General features: G+C 68.7%; 11 protein-coding genes. 6 read left to right on the forward strand and 5 right to left on the reverse strand.

The window, feature by feature from the left end; genetic code table 11:
* The first annotated feature begins 173 nt into the window (after positions 1 to 173).
* Both ACPXCG_RS07705 and ACPXCG_RS07710 read left to right on the forward strand, forming a co-directional pair.
* The gene (locus tag ACPXCG_RS07705; RefSeq protein ID WP_425790757.1) at positions 174 to 890 is read left to right on the forward strand and encodes a LuxR C-terminal-related transcriptional regulator; all 717 of its coding nucleotides are present in this window, start codon (positions 174 to 176) and stop codon (positions 888 to 890) included.
* A 281-nt stretch (positions 891 to 1,171) separates the two neighbouring features.
* Positions 1,172 to 1,501 (forward strand): response regulator transcription factor, encoded by a 330-nt coding sequence (locus tag ACPXCG_RS07710; RefSeq protein WP_425792071.1) that lies wholly within the window; start codon positions 1,172 to 1,174, stop codon positions 1,499 to 1,501.
* Positions 1,502 to 1,527: 26 nt separating this feature from the next.
* On the opposite strand, the gene ACPXCG_RS07715 is transcribed toward ACPXCG_RS07710, so the two are convergent.
* Complete coding sequence (locus ACPXCG_RS07715; protein WP_425790759.1) at positions 1,528 to 2,541, reverse strand: alpha/beta hydrolase; 1,014 nt, start codon at positions 2,539 to 2,541, stop codon at positions 1,528 to 1,530.
* Positions 2,542 to 2,659: 118 nt separating this feature from the next.
* Here ACPXCG_RS07715 and ACPXCG_RS07720 point away from each other — a divergent pair, with 118 nt between their 5' ends.
* Both ACPXCG_RS07720 and ACPXCG_RS07725 read left to right on the forward strand, forming a co-directional pair.
* A complete protein-coding gene (locus tag ACPXCG_RS07720; protein WP_425790761.1) occupies positions 2,660 to 3,241 on the forward strand; it encodes a sigma-70 family RNA polymerase sigma factor in 582 nt (193 codons plus the stop codon).
* Positions 3,234 to 4,085 carry an anti-sigma factor gene (locus tag ACPXCG_RS07725; RefSeq protein ID WP_425790763.1) on the forward strand — a complete coding sequence of 284 codons (852 nt, stop codon included), beginning with the start codon at positions 3,234 to 3,236 and terminating at the stop codon, positions 4,083 to 4,085. The genes ACPXCG_RS07720 and ACPXCG_RS07725 overlap by 8 nt, the downstream gene beginning before the upstream one ends.
* A gap of 85 nt (positions 4,086 to 4,170) precedes the next feature.
* Here the strand turns inward: ACPXCG_RS07725 and ACPXCG_RS07730 are convergent, their stop codons facing one another.
* The 4 genes from ACPXCG_RS07730 to ACPXCG_RS07745 are packed head-to-tail and all read right to left on the reverse strand — an operon-like array spanning position 4,171 to position 20,063.
* Positions 4,171 to 4,950 carry an ABC transporter permease gene (locus ACPXCG_RS07730; RefSeq protein WP_425790765.1) on the reverse strand — a complete coding sequence of 260 codons (780 nt, stop codon included), beginning with the start codon at positions 4,948 to 4,950 and terminating at the stop codon, positions 4,171 to 4,173.
* The gene (locus ACPXCG_RS07735) at positions 4,950 to 6,032 is read right to left on the reverse strand and encodes an ABC transporter ATP-binding protein (protein ID WP_425790767.1); all 1,083 of its coding nucleotides are present in this window, start codon (positions 6,030 to 6,032) and stop codon (positions 4,950 to 4,952) included. Before ACPXCG_RS07735 ends, ACPXCG_RS07730 begins: the two co-directional genes overlap by 1 nt.
* Complete coding sequence (locus ACPXCG_RS07740) at positions 6,025 to 6,285, reverse strand: MbtH family protein (RefSeq protein ID WP_425790769.1); 261 nt, start codon at positions 6,283 to 6,285, stop codon at positions 6,025 to 6,027. Before ACPXCG_RS07740 ends, ACPXCG_RS07735 begins: the two co-directional genes overlap by 8 nt.
* Positions 6,282 to 20,063: an amino acid adenylation domain-containing protein gene (locus ACPXCG_RS07745; RefSeq protein WP_425790771.1), complete on the reverse strand. Its 13,782-nt coding sequence runs from the start codon at positions 20,061 to 20,063 to the stop codon at positions 6,282 to 6,284. Before ACPXCG_RS07745 ends, ACPXCG_RS07740 begins: the two co-directional genes overlap by 4 nt.
* 420 nt (positions 20,064 to 20,483) lie before the next feature.
* On the opposite strand from ACPXCG_RS07745, the gene rplN reads away from it, so the two are divergent.
* Positions 20,484 to 20,852 (forward strand): 50S ribosomal protein L14, encoded by a 369-nt coding sequence (rplN, locus tag ACPXCG_RS07750; RefSeq protein WP_425790773.1) that lies wholly within the window; start codon positions 20,484 to 20,486, stop codon positions 20,850 to 20,852.
* Position 20,853: 1 nt separating this feature from the next.
* Complete coding sequence (gene rplX, locus ACPXCG_RS07755) at positions 20,854 to 21,171, forward strand: 50S ribosomal protein L24 (protein ID WP_164308704.1); 318 nt, start codon at positions 20,854 to 20,856, stop codon at positions 21,169 to 21,171.
* Position 21,172 lies beyond the last annotated feature (1 nt).

Below are 21,172 nucleotides of genomic sequence, written 5' to 3' on the forward strand. Positions count from 1 at the left end.
GGGTTCGACCGGAAATCGGGGGTTCTACTAGAACACGTTCTCGTTTTCTCATGGTGCCAGGTCGATCGTCGCGGGGCCAGCGGGTCGAGTGAACCGACGCGAGGTCGCCGGGTGGGCAGGACTGCGGACGGTGATGCCGATACCCTCGACGGAGGAGGGAATGACCGGAAGGGATGGCGATGACACCGGATGCGCCGACGGTGCTGAGGGTCGGAATGGTCGACGATCACCCTTCCCCGGTCTGGGGCATCGAACGCATCCTGGATCGGCAACCCGACATGGATCTCGTGTGCTCGGCGTCCACGGTCAGCGGCCTTCTCGAACAAGGAATCCAGACCGACATCGTGATCCTGGACCTGCGCCTCGACGACGGGACGACGCCGGGCCAGAACGTGACCCGTCTCACGGACGCGGGTATCGGCACGGTGGTCTACACCTCTGGGGAGCACCCTTCCTTGCTGCGCTCGGCGGCCCGCGCCGGCACGCTCGGGGTCGTCCTCAAATCGGCATCCGAAGACGAGATCGTGAAAGCCATCAGGTCGGCAGGGTCGGGATGTGAGGTGTTGACCACCGAGTGGGCCGCCGCGATCGATGCCGACCCGGAGCTCGAGGCCGTGGACCTGAGTCCGCAGCTGCAGCGGGTACTCACCCTCTATGCGTCGGGTGAGACATCCGCCGGCGTCGGGGCGGCGCTCGGGGTGACCGCGGAAACGGTCAACGAGTACCTCAAACGGATCCGTCAAAAATATGCGGCCGCGGGCCGGCCCACACGGACGAAACTCGATCTGTTCAAGCGAGCAGTCGAGGACGGCTGGTTGCCGGTTCCCGGACGGGGGGCCGCGGCGGGCCGGCAATCGCGCCGCGACGGGCCAGGACGGTCCGAGGGGTGACCCGGCGCGACCGAATCAGCCAGGTCGCACCCGTCGCAAACGCTCTGCACGATCGCGTGAACACGCGATGTCCCCAGTTCTGGGTCTAACGATCACGGCGACAAGTCCCTAATGTTCATTACCTGTGGTGCGGTCTTGTCGGGGGGACTGGGGCGCTCCGTGGGACAACAGACCGTATTACGCATGCGGTCGTGCAGAGCGAAGGATGACCAGTGACCGCCAGTTCACGAGTGCCCATTCACTTGGCGCGGGGCGCCGATGCCCGCCGCGGCGAGATCGGCGTGCCGGCGCCGCAGCACCACACCTCCGGTGAGGACAGGCCGGATCGCAGTGTGGCCCGAATCTCGGACCATCGGAACTTCGACGGGGCGGTGACGCCGCACCGACGGCCGGTGCTCTCGTCACGTGAGGTCGAGGTGTTGCTCGGCTGGTTGGCGGCCGAGTCGAAGGAAGACGCGGCCGCGTCGTTGTTCATCTCGGCGTCGACGGTGAGCACTCATCTCGCACGCATCCGGGCAAAGTACTCGGCGGTCGGGCGGGACGCCCCGACCAAGACACATCTGCTCGCCCGTGCGCTGCAGGACGGGTACACCAGCCTCGATCGTTGGTGACCGGCCTGCCGGCGTGGCCCTGGTCCTCAGCGCAGGTCGGCGGCCATCCGCGGCCAGGTCTGGTGCAGGTCGTCCTGCCAGTAGCCCCATGAATGGGTGCCGGTCGGTCGTAGCTTGACGCTGGCCGGGATGTGGAGGTCGGCCAGCCGGGTCGCCATCTGTCGCGTGCACTGGTCGATGGCGGCCTCGATCACACCGCCCAGCGCCGCCTGGTTCGCGAGGAACAACGGATCGCCATTCACGCCCGGGTCGCTGAGTTGCTCGTGCGGTCCGGACAACCCTGTGCCGGCGGTCATGTACAGCTTGGTGCCGCGCAACTTCTGGGCGTTGAGGTACGGATCGTTCGCACGCCATCCCGGGCCGTTGAGCGGTCCCCACATGTTGGTCATGTTCGCGCCGCCGCGATCCTGCACGACGAGGCGGATGTACTCCTGCCCGACCGGGTCGCTGGTCCGCGCGCAACCGCTGAAGGCCGCCACGGACTTGTACAGACCGGGTGCGGCGATGGCCAGGTTGAGCACCGAGGTACCCGCCATGGAGATCCCGGCGAGGCCGTTGCGTTTGGTCGTGTTGAACTCGGCGTCGATGAGGGGCGGGAGTTCCTTGGTGAGGAAGGTCTGCCACTTGTTGCGCCCGAGTGCGGGGTCGTCGCGCTGCCAGTCCGTGTAGTACGAGAACGCGCCGCCGATGGGCGTCACCACATAGGCGTTCTGGTCGGCGAAGTACTGCTTGTAATCGGTCCGGGCATCCCAGGTCGCGGAGTCCTCGCCGCCGCCGGCACCGTTGAGGAGATACAGGGTGGGACTCGGGGTGGATCGATTACGCGGCGTCAACACGGTGACCGGGATGTTGCGTCCCATGGATGCCGAGTAGACCATCAGCGTGACCTGCTGGGGATCGTCGTCGTAGCGGCTCACGACATGCGATGTCGTGGCCGCAGCGGACATACCGGGAACGGCTGCGACCAGTGCCGCGACGGTTGCGACCACCGTCAGTATCGCCCCGAGGAGGAGGCGCTGAGATCTACCCACGATGTACATCCGTTCTGGTCCGAGAGCGTGGCTGCTCAGTCTAGGTGATGAACCTGACCGTTCCGTGAGCCGCTCGGGACATCGTGAACGCGCGCATGATGCGGGACTCTTTGGCTACCGTGGGGGAGTGACTTCCACAGGTGCGGGTAACGACACCGATCTCCTCCGAACGCTGCTGGCCGATTCGGCCGGCGGCGACCGGGGGGCATTCGCGCGTCTGTATGACCTCACGAGCGCCCGGATCTATGGTTTGGCCCTCCGTGTCGTGCGCGACCGCAATTATGCGGAGGAGGTGGTGCAGGAGGCCTATCTTGTGTTCTGGCAGAAGGCCGCCGACTATCACCCCGCGCGAGGCACCGTGATCAGCTGGATGATGACGATCGCGCACCGACGGGCCGTCGACCGGGTACGGACCGAAGAACTGCAACACCGGAAGATCGCCGAGTACGGCGCCACCAATCAGGCGCCCGCGGGAACGCCTGCGCCGCTGGAGATCGTGGTCGATCGTGAGGAGAACGACGAACTCCGGACGTGTCTGAACCGGCTCACCGATCTGCAACGGGATAGCATCGAGATGTCCTATTTCAGCGGAATGAGCTATCCCGAGGTCGCTGAGCAGACCTCGACGCCGTTGCCCACCATCAAGTCCCGTATCCGGGACGGATTGCGTAAGCTGCGCCATTGCCTGAGGAGCCAGAACGATGCCTGACACCGACTGGCTCGACGACCACGTCGAACTCTTCGCCGTGGACATCCTCACCGCAGCCGAGGACGCCCGGGTGGAGCGCGAATTGGGCGGATTGTCGCCGGTGGAGCGTCGGATCTACGACGGACGCATCGCCGACACCCGCTCGGCGATGGCCGATCTCGCGAGCTCGTATGCTCTCGAACCGCCGAACGCGTTGCGGGGTCGTGTTCTCGAGACTGTTTTCGCCGCCACTGTCGACATCGAGGCGGCGGACGCGGGCGGCGCCGCGGTCGGCGGACCCGACGAACCCGTTCCGCCGCAGGTCGATCAGCCCGATCAGCCGGATGCACCGACGGCCGGCAACGTCGTGTCGATGGATGAGCATCGCCGCCGCCGACGATGGGCCGTCGGGGTGGCCGCCGCTGCCGCGGCGGTCGTCGTCGCGCTCGGCGCCGGCGTGATCGTCGGCCGGACGACCGCTCCCGATGCGCCGCCCGCCTCCACGGTGGCCGAGTCGGATCAGCAGGTTCTCGACGTCCTCAAGGCGCCCGATGCCCAACTGGCCGTCGGTGATCTGCAGGACGATCGCGGCACGATGTCGGTGGTGACCTCGCGCGAACGCAATCAGGCGGTCGCCCTCCTGCGTGACCTGCGCAATCCGATCGCCGACGACCGCGAATACCAACTCTGGCTCGTCGGCAAGGCGGACAATCCGGTCTCGGCCGGACTCATCCCGCCCGGCGGGGCGAACGCACCCACGCTCGTCGATGCTCTCGACAACTCGAAGGTGCTGGCGGTGACCATCGAACCCCGAGGCGGGTCGGCTCAGCCCACCACGCCGATCCTCACCCAGATCCCGATCTAGGGACCCTCGGGTGTGAGAAACGCAAGCGTCCCCGCGCCGGCGTGAGCCGATGCGGGGACGCCGCCGGAGACGTCGGGGCGAGCCCCTACGCGGTGGACTTGCGGTAGAGGATGAGCGACAACGGGATACAGATCGCCAGGATGGCGACGCTGCAGCCGATCGAGTAGCTCACCGCATGCTCGGCGACCCAGCCGGTGGGCGCCGGGAAATCCGGCGGTGAGACATTGCCGAATTTCTGGCGACAGGCGGTGGCGACGGCCGTGACCGGATTCCACTCCGCGATCGGCCGGAGGAAACCGGGCAGGCTCTGCGCCGAGATGAAGGCGCTGGACAGGAAGGTCACCGGGAACATCCACAGGAACCCGATGCTCTGGGCCACTTCGACATTGGGCGCCGCCAATCCGGTCACCGCACCGACCCACGCCATCGCCAGAGCGAACAGCAACAGGACCCCGAAGGCGATGGCCGCATCGAGAGCACTGCCACGGACGCGCCAGCCGATGGCCAGCCCGCAGGCCACCATCACCCCGAGTCCGAGTATCCCGAGCAACATGTCCGAGGTGACCCGGCCCGCGATCACGCCGAGCCGGGACATCGGCAGGGACCGGAGCCGGTCGATGATGCCGTCGGACATGTCGTTTGCCAGTCCGACGGTGGTGAAGGCGGCATTGAAGACGACGGTCTGGGTGAAGATCCCGGCCATCAGGAACTCTCGATACGATCCGCCGCCGAAGGTGGCGCCGAACACGTAGGCGAACAGGAACACGAACATCAGCGGCTGGATCGTCGCGCTCACCAGCAGGGTCGGGATACGTCGGACGGTCAGGAGATTGCGTTCGACGATGACGGCGGTGTCGGCGAACATCACACTCGCTCCAATCGTTCGGTGCGGGCCTGCGCCTCGCCTGCGTCGGGATCGTCGTCCTCGGGTCTGCCGGTGAGGCGCAGGAACACGTCGTCGAGGGTCGGGGTGGTCACCTCGGCGTCGACCACGTCGATTCCGGCGCGGTCGCAGATCTTCACGGCGTCCACGCCGCTTCGGGTGCCGTCGGCGACCGGCACCGACCAGCGGTTGGGCCCGAGCCTGCTCGGCATCCCGAGGCCGACCTCGGCGAGGGTGGTGGCCACCAGGCCGGATCGCTCGTCGGAATCCTCGGAATCGTCGGTCCCGCGTACTTCGATGGTGAGCAGCGACTGTGCGGTGGTCGATTTCAGCTCGTCGGCGGTGCCCTGTGCCCGCACGCGCCCATGGTCGATGACGGTGATGGCATCGGCGAGCGCATCGGCCTCTTCGAGGTACTGGGTGGTGAGCAACACGGTCGTACCGGCCGCCACCTGGGTCTCGATCACCTCCCAGATCTGTCGCCGGCCACGGGGATCGAGACCGGTGGTCGGTTCGTCCAGGATGATCAGCTCGGGGCGGTTGATGAGCGCTCCGGCGAGGTCGAGCCGTCGGCGCATGCCACCCGAGTAGGTACGCATCGGCCGGTCGGCGGCGTCCTCCAACGCGAGGTCCGCGATCAGTTCGCGGGCACGGTCGGAGGCCTCGCCGCGGGACTGCTTGTACAGCTGACCGACCAGACGGAGATTCTCGAAACCGGTGAGAGTGCCGTCCACGGCGGCATATTGGCCGGAGACGCCGATCCGGGCACGCACGGCGTCCGGTTCGGCCACCGCGTCGAGCCCGCAGACCTCCACCTCTCCCTCGTCCGGCCGGAGCAGGGTCGCGACGGTCCGGACCGTGGTGGTCTTGCCTGCGCCGTTGGGTCCGAGGAGCGCGTGCACGGTTCCGGTGGGAACGGTCAGATCCAGTCCGTCGAGCGCATGGACCCGCGGCCCACGCCCGAAAAGGCCGGAGCGGTAGGTCTTCCGGACGCCCGACAGCCGGAGGGCACGCGCATCGCCGGTGTCCTCGATGTCGTCGGTGTGATCGGTGGCGTCAATCATGCTGTGCCGTCCCAATGCGGTCCTCGCTCTCCTTTGCTGCCGCAGCCGACTCCATCGCCCGGATCAGGCTGGTCGGCCGCATGTCGCGCCAATTCTCTTCCACGTAGGCGAGGCAGTCGTCGTGTCCGGCGGGGCCGTGCATGGTGCGCCAGCCCTCCGGTACCGGTGCGAACTCGGGCCAGAGTGAGTGCTGCCCTTCGTCGTTGACCAGCACGAAGAACACCCCTTCGGTGTCGTCGAACGGATTAGTCATGCTTCCTCCTCGTTGGCGATTCCGTTATCGGTGTCCAGATCGGTGGTGGCGGGTGCCGGGTTGGCATCGCCGGTGGTGCAGTCGATCGCGGCCGCGAATCCGGTCACGTTCTCCGGCAGCAGCATCCGCGCGTGGGCGCAGTCCACGATGGTCTCGGCGATCTCACCGCTGACGTGATCGCGCCAGTCGTCCACCGCGGGGCGCCCGGGCGGTGGGTCACCCGCCGCCGTCACGAATGTCATGTCGCCGTGGAACGTGCCGGGACGCCAGTGCGCGGCGAGCGGTGTCGCGTGCCGGAACGTTCGGTGGACGGCCGCGAAGTCGGCCTCGGAGAGCCCGGCGAGGGGTCCGCCCGCGGCACGCACGGCCTGCCATGCCTCGGTGACCGAGGGCTCTCGCCCATCATCGGCGGCAGTGATGCCGAACTCGGACAGCAGTTCCGCCACCGACGGTTCGGTCGCGAGGTCCGGGCGGTCGGCGAGCACGAACGAGTCCAGCAGCACCAGCTGTGCCACCTCCTCGCCGGCCGCCTGCAGCGCGATCGCCACCTCATGGGCGATCAGTCCACCGAGCGACCAACCCACCAGGTGATAGGGCCCGTGCGGCGCGACGGTGCGGATTCGGGCCACATAGTCGGCGGCCAGCTCGGAGATCGTCTGTGCCGCGGGCTCGCCGGTGAGCATCGGATTCTGCAGTCCGTAGACCGCACGGTCCGGTGCCACGTGGGGCAGCAGCGACGCGAAGCTCCACGAGAGCCCGATCGCCGGGTGGATCACGAACAGTGGTGGTTGCGTCGTCTCCGCGTTCGACGGTGCCCGTCGCAGCGCCAGCAGCGGGTCGAAACCGACGCCGGTGATCGAGGGCGCGCCATCGGGTCCGGCGCCGGCCCGGCGCCCGGCAGTCTCGGTGACCGCGGCCAACTCGGCGACGGTCGGCGCCGCGAACAGCGTCTGGACAGGGACCTCGCAGCCGAGCAGGTCGCCCAGCCGAGCGGCGACGGTGGTGGCCATCAGCGAGTTGCCGCCCAGATCGAAGAAGCCGTCGTCGGCGCCCACCGAGTTCTCGTCGAGCGCCAGCACGTCGGAGAAGACCGCGGCGATCTGCTGTTCGATGCCCGGACGCGGCGCGCGTGACGGTGTCGCCCCGGATGCGGCGGGCAACGCCTCGCGATCGAGTTTGCCGGTCGGCGTGAGCGGCACCTCGTCCAGCCGGGTGATCGACGACGGCAGCATGTGCCGCGGTAGCCGCGATCCGAGATGGGCGCGGATGTCGTCGCTGTCCATCGTCACGCCCTGGTAGGTCGTCAGATAGCTGCGCAACGTCGGGGCACCGGCGGACTCGTCCACCACGGTGACCGCGAAATCCACTGCGGGATGGGCGGCGAGGGCATCGTCGATCTCCCCGAGCTCGATCCGGAAGCCGCGGACCTGCACCTGATTGTCGGCGCGGCCGACGTACTCGATACGGCCGTCCGGAGTCCACCGCACCAGGTCGCCGGTGCGGTACATCCGCTGACCGGCATATGCGTCGCCGGTGACCATCGGCGCCGGGACGAACCTGGTCGCGGTGAGCTCCGGTCGTCGGTGATAGCCGCGGGTGACCTGGTCGCCGATGAGGTAGAGCTCACCGACCACACCGGTCGGCACGGGGTGTAGACGCCGGTCGAGCACCAGTGTGCCCACCCCGTTGTTCGGGGTTCCGATGGTCAGCAGGCCGCCCGGGTCCAATGCGGTACTGCCGGTGATGATCACGGTGGTCTCGGTGGGACCGTAGACGTTGAACATCATGCGGCCGGGTGCCCAGCGGCGGACCAGCTCGGAGCCGAAGTCCTCGCCGCCGACGGCGAGCTCCCGCAGTCGCGGCACCGCAGCCGGGTCCATGGTGGCCACCGCGGCCGGCGTGATGAACGCGTGACTGACCTGATGACGATCGATGAAGCGTTCGAGTTCGGTGCCCCCGTAGATCCCTGGCGGCACGATCGCGAGGGCCGCGCCGCCGGCGGCGGCCATGAGGAACTCCAGCACCGACGCATCGAAACTGGGCGAGGCGAAGTGCAGGACACGGGATTCGCGGTCCGGGTGCATCCGGGTCCGGAGCTCCTCGTGGACGGCGGCGAGGCCGCTGTGCGGGACCAGGACACCCTTCGGGCGGCCGGTGGAACCCGAGGTGTAGATGATGTACGCCAACTGATCCGGCCGGACCGGCGCGGCCAGCTCGCTCTCCCGGATGGGGGTGGGCGAGGAATGGCCCAACCGGGTCCGGGTCGACAGGTCGTCGAGCACCAGGACGGGGAGGTGGAGGGCGTCGCCGAAGCCTGCGCGGCTCGACGAGGTGGTGACCACCATCGATGCGCCGCTGTCGTCGAGCATGTGACGGATTCGCTCGGGTGGGTAGGTCGGGTCGACCGGCACATACGCGGCGCCGGACTTGATGATCGCCCAGATCGTCACGACGGCCTGAATCGATCGGGGGATGGCCATCGCGACAACGGTTTCCGGCTGGTCACCGACCCCGCGTCCGAGCAGGACCCGGGCCAGGCGGTTCGATCGTGCGTCCAGATCGGCGTAGGTGATCGCGTCACCGTCGGTGACCGCGGCCCAGCCCTCTGGATTGCGCCGGACGGCGTCGGCGAGCAGTTCGCCGAAGGTGGCCTGCGGCGCCGCGTCCGGGCCGGTGGCGGGACTGACCTCAGCGACCTCGAGCGGGTCGGTGATCCGGATGTCCCCGACCGCACGGTCCGGGTCGCAGATGAACGCGCGGACCACGCGCAGCAGTCGCGTGACGATCTGCTCGGCATCCCCTCGGGAGTACCGTGCGGTCGCATAGGTCAGCTCGACGGCCGCCTCGGTTGCGGCCGGGGCCATCCCGGTCACGGTGAACTGCATGTCGAACTTGGCGGTGCGCGTGCCGATCTCGGATAGTCCGAGCGTGAGCTCGTCGGTCATCGGGATCGATCCGCCATCCGCCGGCGAGGACTCGGCGAAGTCGTGCACCGACAACGCGATCTGGAACAGGGGATGCCTCCCGATCTCGCGCGTGGGGTTGACGTCGGTGACGACGTCGTCGAAGGGCGCGTCGAGGTGGTCGAGCGCCTCGAGATCGGCGGCTCGCGTCGCGTCGAGCAGGTGCGCAACCGTTTCCTCGGGTGTGAGACGGGTGCGCAGCGCCAGGGTGTTCACGAACATCCCGACGACACGTTCGTAGCCGGCCGAGGAGCCGCGCGGTGCGCGATTGGCCACCGGGGTACCGATGACCAGGTCGTCACCGAGCCCGAGGCGATGCAGCAGAACCGCGAGTGCGGTGTGCAGCACGGCGAACGGCGTCGTCGAGCGTTCACGGGCGAACTCGGCCAGTGCGGTGCGGAGTTCGTCGTCCACCGCGGTCACCACCGATGCCCCTTCGCCGCCGTCGGGTCGGTCGGCCGGGGACGAGGTGGGGATCGTCGTCTCGGCAGGTGAACCGGCGAGTACGTCGGCCCAGTAGCGTCGATCCGCCTCGGCGGAATCCGCGACGCCTCCGTCACCGGCGACCTCCGATGCGTAATCCCGGTAGTCGACCACCGCCGGCGTCCAGATCTCCGTGCGTCCGGCCGCGCGCTCGGTGTAGGCGGTCACGAGATCGCCCATCAGCACCGGCAGTGAGGCGCCGTCGGCGGCGATGTGATGGATCACCAGCACCAGAGTGTGCTCGTCGCAGGCGTGTTCGATGACCGCGGCGCGCAGCGGCGCATCGGTGGTGACATCCATCGGCGCGAGCAGCCGATCGCGCATCGTGTCGTCGCCCGCGATCGGGGTGAGATCGCCGACGATGCTCGCCGTGTCGTCGAGCACCACACCGACGGGAGTGTCCTCGACCACCGGGTAGATGGTGCGCAGGGACGCATGCCGATTCACGAGGTCGATCAGGGTGTCGCGGAGGATCTCCGGATCGAGTGCGCCGCTCAGACGGACCGCGAAGGGCATCAGGTAGTCGGTGGCGTCCGGTGCCGTGCGCGCCAGCGACCACAGGCGACGCTGGACCGGTGCCAGCGGCACCCGCGTCGGTCGGGGCCGATCGGCGGCCGGCTCCGCAGGTGCGGACGCCGCAGCGGCCACCGCGTCGGCGGGGACCATCCGGGCCAGCCCGGCGATGGTGGGGGTGTCGAAGATGTCCCGCACCCGCCAGTCCACCGACGGGTAGGCGTTGTTCAGCCGACCGACCACGGTGGTCGCCTGGAGCGAGGTGCCCCCGAGACCGAAGAAGTCGTCGTCGGCGGAGACGGCACCGGTGTCGACACCCAGGACATCGGCGAGGATCCCGATGATCGAGGTCTCCGCGGCGGTGGACGGTGCGCGGCCACCCGGATCGGCGACGGCCACCGGCTCGGGCAGCGCCGCCCGGTCCAGCTTCCCGTTGGTGGTCAGCGGAATCCGGTCGAGCACGGTGACCGACGACGGCACCATCTGACGGGGTAGCCGACCGCGCACCGTGTTCCGGAGATCGGTACCGGTCGGTGCCGAGGCCGGATCGGTGTGGTCGTGCAGCGTCACGTATGACGCCAGGACGGCATCGGCGCCGGTGCCGCGGACGAGCGTGGTCGCGAAGTCGACGGCGGGATGCTCCGCGAGTGCACCCGACACCTCGTCGAGTTCGATGCGGAAGCCCCGCACCTTCACCTGATTGTCGGTGCGGCCGTGGTAGACCAGCGATCCGGACGGGTCGCGGTGCACGATGTCGCCGGTCCGGTACATCACCGTGCCGGAACCGTCCGGTGCCGCGACGAATCGGGATGCGGTGACGTCCGCGCGTCCCAGGTAGCCGCGTGCGACACCGGGGCCGGACAGGTAGAGCTCTCCGGGCACCATCGGCGGCACCGGGTGCAACCGATGGTCGAGGACGAGGGCGCCACAGCCGGGAATCGGGGTGCCGATGGTGATCGGGTCACCGGGACGCAGCGGCCGGGAGATGGTGGAGACGATGGTGGTCTCGGTGGGCCCGTACTGGTTCAGATAGCGCCTGTCGGCGCCCCACTGCGCCACCAGGGCCGGGCTCGAAGCCTCGCCGCCGACGCCGAGGCATCGCAGCGCAGGGAGGTCGGACGTGGTGGCGGCGGAGAGCGCGGCCGGGGTGATGAACGCGTGGGTCACCTGCTCGGTCGCCATGAACTCCACGAGTTCGTCGCCGCCGTAGATCGACTGCGGGGCGACGACCATGGTCGCGCCGGTGGCGAACGCCATCAGGAACTCGAGCATCGACGCGTCGAAACCCGGCGAGGCGAAGTGCAGGGTGCGGTCGCCCTCGGCGAGTTCGTAGGTCTGCTGTTGGGCGGCGGCGTAGGCCGCGAGACCGCGGTGGGTCACGGTGACGCCCTTGGGCTTCCCGGTCGAGCCGCTGGTGTAGACGATGTAGGCCACGGTGTCCGGGTTCCGGCGGACATCGTCGGCAGCGAGATCTGCGCGATCCGTCGGCACCGGCAGCAGGTCGAGCTCGTCGGTGGTCAGCCACCAGAGATGATGTGGCAGTTCACCGAACCGGTCCGGGCCGGTGATCCCGACGACGGCCTGCGCGTCGTCGAGCATGTGCCGGACGCGGTCGGACGGGTAGCGAGGATCGAGCGGCAGCACGGCCGCACCGGTGCGGGTGACCGCCCAGGTGGCGACCACCGATTCCGCGGACCGATCCAAGGCCACGGCGATCACGTCCTCGGCGCCGACACCCAGGAGGCTCAGACGATCGGCCCAGCGTGCGGCGCGTCGATCGAGTTCCGCGTAGGTGAACGAGGTCTCGCCGTCGCGAAGTGCGATCGCATCCGGATGCTCGGCGACGGTGGTTCGCAGGATGTCGGCCAGATGGAGTGGCTCCGTGAGTGCCGCAACGGGTTCCGGGGTGTCGATCGACAGCGGGAGATCATCGATCGGCCGCTCCGGGTCGGCGACGATCTGCTGGGTGATCTCCACCAGGCCCCGTGCGATGGCCTCGACACGGGGGCGACTGAAGACATCGGTCGCGTAGGTGAACCGGGCTGTGTCGCCACGCAGGCGCAGCTCGAGATCGAAGCGGGCAGCACCGGTCTCGACCTCTTCCGCGGTCACCTCGAGTCCGTCGAGGTGGACGTCGACGCCCAGCGCCGAGTTGGAGACTCCGGGTACCGCGTCGAACGCGAGTGCGATCGAGAAGATCGGATGCCGGCCTGTGCGGGGCGGATTGACGGTCGCCACCACGTTCTCGAACGGCATGTCGGCCTGCGACAGTGCTTCGAGGTCGCGGGGCCGGATCTCGTCGAGCAGGTGGGTGAACCCGGCCGAACCGTCCACCGGGGTGCGGAGCACGACGGAGTTCACGAACATGCCGACCAGGTCGGACAGGCGCGGGTCGGTGCGACCGGCCACCGGGGTGCCGATGACGACATCCGACGGGGTTCCGCCGATGTGTGTGTCGGGGTCGGCGTGCAGCCGGTGCAGGAGCGCCGCGAAGACGGCGTGGATCGTCATGAACTCCGTTGTCCGGCCGTCCGAGATGGCGCCGAGCGCCGACCGCAGCGCACCGTCGAGTTCCACCTCGACGACGTCCGCCGCCGCCGTGGTGGCGTCGGCGTCCACGGACTCCGCGGTCGATGCGGGCTCAGGGATCAGGATGGGGGTGGAGTCGAGACCGTCGAGTTCTCGACCCCACCACCCGGCCAGCTCGTCGAGCCGGCCTTCCAGATTCTCGGCCTGCCACCGGAGATAGTCGCGGTAGCCGACCGGAAGTGCGGCCTGCGACGGTGATCGACCGTCTCGCAGGTCCGCGTAGGCGCCGGCGATGTCACGCGCGAGCGGCGCCATCGACCATCCGTCGGCAGCGATGTGATGCACGACGATGGTCAGCTTGTGGTGACCCTCGGTGTCCGGCTCCCCGGCCACCCGATCGGTGATGCGGTGCAGCACCACCCGGACCGGTGCCTGGGTCGTGAGGTCGAAGGCCGTGCGGGCCAACTGCTCCGAGGCGGTGACCCACTCGTCCTCGCCGATCTCCGTCGGCGTCAGATCCAGGGTCACGGCATCGGCGGGCAGGATGTCGATGACCGGATGGCCGTCGTGCGCAGGGAAGGTGGTGCGCAACGGTTCGTGCCGGTCGATCGCGTGGCGCAGGGCGCCGTCGAGCGCGGCGACGTCGAGTTCGCCACGCAGGTCGAGCGCGAACGCGATGTTGTACTGGCCGACCGTACTCGACTCGCTGTCGGTGCCCGTCGGGTCCTGGGTCAGCTGGTTGAGGAACCAGAGTTGTTGCTGTGCCGGTCCGGGAGCGATGACGAGGTCGGCATCATGATGCAGGGTGGCGAGCGGGCGATGGTCGGTGTAGTCGGCGTCGGTGTCGGCCGGCACCGCCAGTCGGGCCATCTCCTCGATGGTCGAGTGGTCGAAGATGTCGCGGACCGCGATACGGCGACCACTGATCTGCTCCAGCTGCCCGACGATCTGTGTGGCGGACAACGAGTTCCCGCCGAGATCGAAGAAGTCGTGGTGGCGACCGACGTCGGCGGTATCGAGGCCGAGCTGGTCGGCGACGATGGCGGCGACCGCGCGTTCGGTATCGGTACGTGGCGCGACATGCTCCACGCCCCCGACGGTCGAGCCGTCCGCGGTTGCCGGATCCGGCAGTGCCCGCATGTCGACCTTGCCGATCGGCGTGGTGGGGATCTCGTCGAGTTCGATGATGGTGTGGGGGATCATGTGGCGGGGGAGGCGGCGGGCGAGCCGTTCACGGATCGCCCGGGCGGTGTCCCCGGCCGCCGGCCGGGCGGCACCGTCCGTCTGAGCCGGTTCGATGGTCACGTACGACACCAGGCGGGCCTGTGCGCCCTCGCCGGTTGTGGTGGTGACCGCGGCCCGCACCGCGTCGTCGGTGACCAGGGCGGCATCGATCTCACCGAGCTCGATGCGGTGGCCGCGGATCTTGGTCTGATGGTCGGCCCGGCCGCGGAACTCCAACTCGCGGTCGGTGTTCCATCGCACCAGATCGCCGGTCCGGTACATCCGGTCACCCGGGTCTCCGTACGGATTGGCGACGAAGCTCTTGGATGTCAACGGGCGCACACCGTGGTACCCGCGGGCCAGATGGGGACCCGCGATGTACAACTCGCCGACGGCACCGGGTGCGACGGGCTGGAGCCGTTCGTCGAGCACCATCGCGGCGATCCCACGGATCGGGCGGCCGATGGTGAGGGCTCGGGCGTCCGGGGTGATGTCCTCGGAGATCGTCGCCACCACCGTGGTCTCGGTCGGGCCGTACGCGTTGAACAATGCGCGTCCGGCCGACCAACGGCGCACCACCTCCGGATTGGGGTGTTCGCCGCCGATGACCAGCGCGGCCAGATCTGGGAGTTCCTCGGGAGACATGGTGGTGAGCAACGAGGGGGTGAGGAATGCGTGGGTGATCCGCTCCGAGCGCATCAGGTGGGCGAGTTCTGCGCCGCCCACGATGGTCGGGGGTGCGACATGCATGGTCGCCGCGGCGGACACCGCCATCAGCACCTCGAGGACCGAGGCGTCGAAGCTCGGTGAGGCGAGATGCAGGGTGCGGCAGCGCGGAGTGAGTCCGAAGTGGACGACCTGCTGCGCGGCGAAATCCGCGAGACCGCGGTGGCTCACCACCACGCCCTTCGGGGTGCCGGTGGTCCCCGACGTGTAGATCAGGTAGGCCGGATGGTCGACAGACGTGGGTCCGTCGAGCTCGCCGGCGCGGATCGGGCCGTGGGGCAGTGCCTTTCGTGCGGCGTCGGTGGCCGGGTCGTCGAGGATCACGGTGTGGAGATCGTCACCGTCGACGACGTCGTTCGAGGGGGCCGACGCCGTGTCGGTGACGAGTAGCCGGGTGCCGGAGTCGCCGATCATGAACGCGATGCGCTCCGGCGGGTAGTTCGGGTCGACCGGCACCCATGCGGCGCCGGTGCGGGTGATGGCCCACAGGGTGATCATCCAGTCGGCGCTGCGTGGCAGCGACACGGCGACATAGCGTTCCGGACCGGCGCCATGCGAGATGAGCAGCCGTGCCAGACGGTTGGCGGCCGCGTCGAGCTCGCGGTAGGTCAAGACCGAGGTGCCGTCGTTCACGGCAACCCGGTCGGGTTCGGCGTCGACCGCGCGGGCGAGGATACGGCTCAGGTGCTCCACCGGTCGCCGGCCCGCGCCGACCGCGGGCACGAGGTCGAGTTGCTCGTGCGGGTCGAGGAGGGAGATGTCGCCGATGGAGATCTCGGGGCGGGCGGTGACGGCGTCGATGAGCCGGACGAGTCGTGCGGACAGGCCGGCGATCGTCTCGCGATCGAACAGCGCCGTCGCGTAGTCGATGTCGATGCCCAGGCCACCGGGATCGCCGTCGGCGTCGGTGTGCTCGGTGAAGGTGAACTGCAGATCGAACTTCGTCTGCCCGATCTCCACGCGCGACGCGGTTGCGCTCAGTCCGGCGAACTCCAGCTCGATCGCCGAACTGTCCTCCACGGCGACCGAGACCTGGAAGAACGGATGGATGTTGCCCGACCGGTCCGGGTTCAGGTCGGTGACCAGGCGGTCGAACGGAAGGTCCGCATGCGCGAACGCCTCCAGGTCGCGACCGCGGACGTCGGCGAGAAGGTCAGAGAAGCCGGCTCCCTTGTTCACTTCGGTGCGCAGTACCACCGTGTTGACGAACATGCCCACGAGACCGTCGATCTCGGCGTCGCCACGGCCGGAGACCGGGGTACCGACGGCGATGTCGGAGGAGGTGGAAAGGGTGCGCAGCAGCGCGGCGACCGCGGCGTGCAGCACCATGAAGGTGGTGGCGTCGTTCTCGGCGGCCAGCGTTCGCAACCCGCGATGGCGGGGCGCCGAGATCCCGGCGTGCAGGGTGGCGCCGGCGGAATCTGGAGTGCGCGGACGAGGACGATCGAACGGGAGCTCGGTCTCCCGCGGGGAGTGTGCCAGGCGCTTGGTCCAGTACCGGAGATCGTCGTCGACGGGGGAGTCGGGGCCCGAATCGGTCAGCCACGCATGGCGTGCCGCGCTCACCTGCGAGTAGGTCAGCGGCAATGCGGGCCAGTCGGGCTCGGAGCCGTCGCGTCGTGCGCGATAGGCGGCGGCCAGGTCGGCGGCGAGCGGCGCGAGCGACCAGCCGTCTGCGGCGATGTGGTGGATGACGACGGTCAGCCGGTGGTCGTCGTCGCCGGTCCGTACCAGGCGGGCTCGGATGGGCAGGGACCGGACGAGCTCGAACGGCGCGGCGGCAAACTCGCGTGCACCTGTGATCTCGGCCCGGTCGCCTGCGGTGGCATCGAAGACATCCAGGGCGACATGGGCTTCCGATGCGTCGGCGACCTCGGCACAGGCGATGCCGTCCCGTTCGGACACGGTGGTCCGCAACGGCTCATGGCGTCCGACGACGTCGTTCAACGCCGCCTGCAGGGCGTCGACGTCGAGCTCGCCGACCAGCCGCACGGTGAACGGGATGTTGTAGGTGGCAGCGGCTTCCGGGTCGAGTCGGGCGGCCAGCCACAGGCGGTACTGGGCGGGTGAGAGGGGGATCGGACCGTCGACCCGCTCCGGGGCCGGATCATGGGTGGCGGATCCGGCCCGCAGGGTCTGCTCGTCGACCCCGAGCGCGGCGACCGCGTCGGCGATGCCGGTGAGGTCCGTGCTGTCGAACACCGTGCGCAGATCGATCCGTCGTCCGATTGCGCGGGAGAGTCGGGCCGCCACGCGGGTCGCCGACAGCGAGTTGCCGCCGAGCGTGAAGAAGTTGTCCGACATCGAGACGTGGTCGGTGCCGAGCACCTTGCCGACGGTGTCGGCGACGAGCTCGCCGATCGGCCCCTGCGGCGCCACATGTTCGGCGGAGTCGGGCCGCGGCGGCGTGGGCAGCGCGCGCCGGTCGAGCTTGCCGTTGGCGGTCGTGGGCAGCTCGTCGAGCACGACGATCATCGCCGGGACCATGTGCTCGGGGAGACGGTCTGCGAGTTCGGCCCGCAGGGCGCGGTCGGAGAGATCGTCGCCGCTGACATAGCCGACGACGGCGGCCGAGTCGGCAACCACGTCGTCGCGGACTACCACGCCGGCGGCGCGGACGCCGTCGAGGCTGCTCAACGCGGCCTCGATCTCGCCGAGCTCCACTCGCTGTCCACGGATCTTGACCTGAGAGTCACTGCGGCCCAGGTATTCCAGTTCGCCGTCGGCGCGGCGACGGACCAGGTCGCCGGTGCGATAGAGACGAGCACCGGTGCCGTACGGGTCGGCCACGAACCGGCCGGCCGTCAGGTCGGGACGGTTGCGGTAGCCGCGCGCGAGCTGGATACCGCCGAGATAGAGCTCGCCGATCGCGCCGATCGGCTGGGGGGCCAGTCGGTGGTCGAGGACCTGGACCGTCGTGTTCCAGACCGGCGCGCCGATGGGCACCGCGCCGGCATCGGATGTGCAGTGGTCGTGGAAGGTGACGTCGACGGCCGCCTCGGTGGGTCCGTACAGGTTGTGGACCGGAGCGTCGGTGAGACGTTCCACCGCCGCGACGGTTTCGGGGGTCAGCGCCTCACCGCTCGTGACGATCCGGCGCAGTGAACGCAGGTCGTCGGCCACTGTGTCGTCGCCGCCGTGGGCCGCGGCGAAGGCAGAGAGCATGGACGGGACGAAGTGGGTGGTGGTGACGGCGTGCCGCGCGATCACGTCTCGCAGATACCACGGGTCGCGATGGCCGTCCGGGCTCGGGATCACCATCGTCGCCCCGGTGATCATGGGCCAGTAGAACTCCCAGACGGACACGTCGAAGGTGGCCGGTGTCTTCTGCAACACCCGATCGGTGCTGTCGAGGCCGTACCGGGATTGCATCCATGACAACCGGTTGACGATCGACCGGTGACTGATCATGACGCCCTTGGGCTTTCCGGTGGAACCCGAGGTGAACAGCACGTACGCGGGATGATCGGCGTGTAGTCGAGCGGCGCGGGGTGTGTGCACCGCGTGGCGCCCGCGCCCGGGATGCGCATCGGTTCGGAGTTCGTCGAGACCGACGGTGTCGACCTCGTGGTCGGTGAGGGCGGCGCCGTCGGGGGTGATCACGACCGCGGGCCGTGCGGTGTCGAGAATGTGCTGCAGACGTGCCGCCGGTTCGGCCGGGTCGATCGGCAGGAATGCCCCGCCGGCCAGGGTCACCCCGTGCAACGCGATGACCTGTTCGGCGCTGCGCGGGAGCCCGACGCCCACCACCGATTCGGGTCCGATACCGCGGGCCCGGAGGCCGTCGGCGACCGACCGGGCGCGGGCGGCGAACGCCGAGTGGTCGAGGGTTTCGCCGTCGACATCGATGATCGCGGTCTCCGTGCCGTGGCTCGCGAATGAGTCGGTGAGGAGATCCACCAGGGTGGTGTCGCCGAGATCGAGGACGTCGCCGGTTGCGAATCGGCGGGCGACGGGTCCCTCGTCGTCGGCGAGCAACGGGATCGAGGTGACCGGGCTGCCGGGATCGGTGAGCACGAACCGCTCGACGAAGGAGACGATCCGGTCGTGGTGGCGCTCGATCTCCTCGGGGGAGTAGACATTCGGATTGGCCTCGAGGTCGAGACGCATACCGCCGGTGAAACCGTCATAGACGTTGATCGACGCGTCCTCGACGGGCCCGGTGGAGAGCACGTTGAGCTCGCCGCGAAGTGTGCCGAAGTCGATGTGCTCGAAGAACAGCATCACGTTGACCATCGGCCCGAAGAAGCCACGACGTCCGCCGGGCGACCCGAGTACATCCCCGGTGATGTCCTCGTGGCGGAACTTCTGGTGGCGTACAGCCTGTTTGACGTCGGCATTCACCGTGCGGAGGAACTCGCCGAGCGTGACCTCCTGCTCGTCGGGCGCCTCGATGCGGGCGCGCACCGGCACGACGTTCGACGTCAGGCCTGCCGACGTCCGCAGGATGTCGCGGTCGCGGGCGGCAACGGGCAGGCTCAGCATCGCCTCGTCGCGATCGGCGAAGCGTGCGAGGTAGACGGCCACCGCCGCGGTGATCACCGAGGCGGGCCGGACAGCGTGGTCGCGGGCGATCTCGCGGATGCGCTCGACGAGCGGCTGGGGGAGGGTGTGCGCCCGCACCGTGGCGGTGGGCGCGGCGGCCGCGGTCGTCGTCGAGAGGGAGGTGACCTCGGGGAGGGCGCCTGCGTCGTCGAGAAGGTGGTCGGCCCAGTACCGCCGGTCATCGGCGAAGGCCTCAGAAGAGCGGTACTCCCGGTCGAAGTCGGCGATCTGCGCCATCGACGCGATCTGGGCGGGCGGCACCTCGCCGTCGCCGACGATCGCGGTGTAGTGCTGGGCGACGCGCATCATCATGTACATCGCGGCATAGCCGTCGAAGGCCAGGTGGTGGCCCCAGCAGTACCAGATGTGGTGCTTGTCACCGAGGCGCAACAGGTAGGTCTGCAGCAGCTCGTCGTTGTAGAGGTCGGTGGCGTGCGACCGGTGATCGTCGATCCAGGCCATCGCCGCGGACCGCGGGTCGTCGGCGTCGGAGAAGTCCCGCCGACCGAGGATGATCGTCCGGTCGTCGTCGACGAAGGTCACGGGCTCACCGTCGTCGGTGGCGATCAGCCGCAGGCGTCCCGACTCTGTCTCGTGCGCCGTGGCGGCGACCGCACTCTCCATGACATCGGCGTCGACGTTGTCGCGGAACTCCGCGAACGCCGCGACCGACATGGGCACCTCGGGATCGAGTTGCTGGGCGTAGAAGATGCCACGCTGTGCGGCGGTCATCGGGATCGCGCCGTGGCGTGCGATGTGCCCGATGTCGGTGCGGATTGCGTTGTCGGTGGTCACGCGGTCCTCCCTCTGGTCGGCTGTTGGCTCGGCGGGTTGCCGGTGCGTCGGCCGTCTATCGGTGCTTCGCGTGAGGGGGCGGCGCAGATTGGTCCGGATCGGTGGCAGCGTGAATCGGCCATTCGCGAAGCGGACATTTCGCCGACAGCAACCGAAATCTCGCCGACAGCAACCGCGATATCGTGGAGTGCGCGGTCGCATCGGCCGGGATTTGGTTCCGACCTGCGGTTTCCCCTACACTTGTGGGGTTGCCTGCGGCACGTCTGTGTCGCGAATCGGCTCGTGAACCCACTGGGATGGCCGCTCTGACGCCATGTTGGACGCAAAACCCCAGGCAGGCGCGTGTTCGGTGGCGACAGACCGTGTGCGTCGGGTCGGCAATCCGGCGGACATAAACATCCAGGTCAAGGAGATTGACGAGTGATTCAGCAGGAATCTCGCCTGCGGGTCGCCGACAACACCGGTGCGAAGGAAATCCTTTGTATCCGTGTGTTGGGCGGTTCCTCGCGGCGCTACGCCGGCATTGGTGACGTGATCGTCGCCACTGTCAAAGACGCCATCCCGGGCGGCAACGTCAAAAAGGGTGAGGTCGTCAAGGCGGTCATCGTGCGCACCTCCAAGGAGCGCCGTCGTGCGGACGGAAGCTACATCCGCTTCGACGAGAACGCCGCCGTCATCCTCAAGGGTGAGAACGACCCCCGTGGTACCCGCATCTTCGGCCCGGTCGGCCGTGAGTTGCGCGAGAAGAAGTTCATGAAGATCGTGTCGCTGGCACCGGAGGTGATCTGACATGAAGGTGCACAAGGGTGACACCGTGATCGTCATCTCGGGCAAGGACAAGGGCGCCAAGGGCAAGGTCATCCAGGCCTTCCCCAAGGAGCAGCGGGTCCTGGTCGAGGGCGTGAACCGAATCAAGAAGCACACCGCCGCCTCGGCCAACGAGCGTGGCGCGGCCTCCGGCGGCATCGTGACCCAGGAGGCCTCGATCCACGTCTCGAACGTGATGGTCGTCGACTCCGACGGAACTCCGACCCGCGTGGGCTACCGCGAGGACGCGGAGACCGGCAAGAAGGTCCGGATTTCCCGCAAGAACGGGAAGGACATCTGAC

This window comes from Gordonia sp. DT218 (genome assembly GCF_049847105.1).
Classification (GTDB): Bacteria; Actinomycetota; Actinomycetes; order Mycobacteriales; family Mycobacteriaceae; genus Gordonia.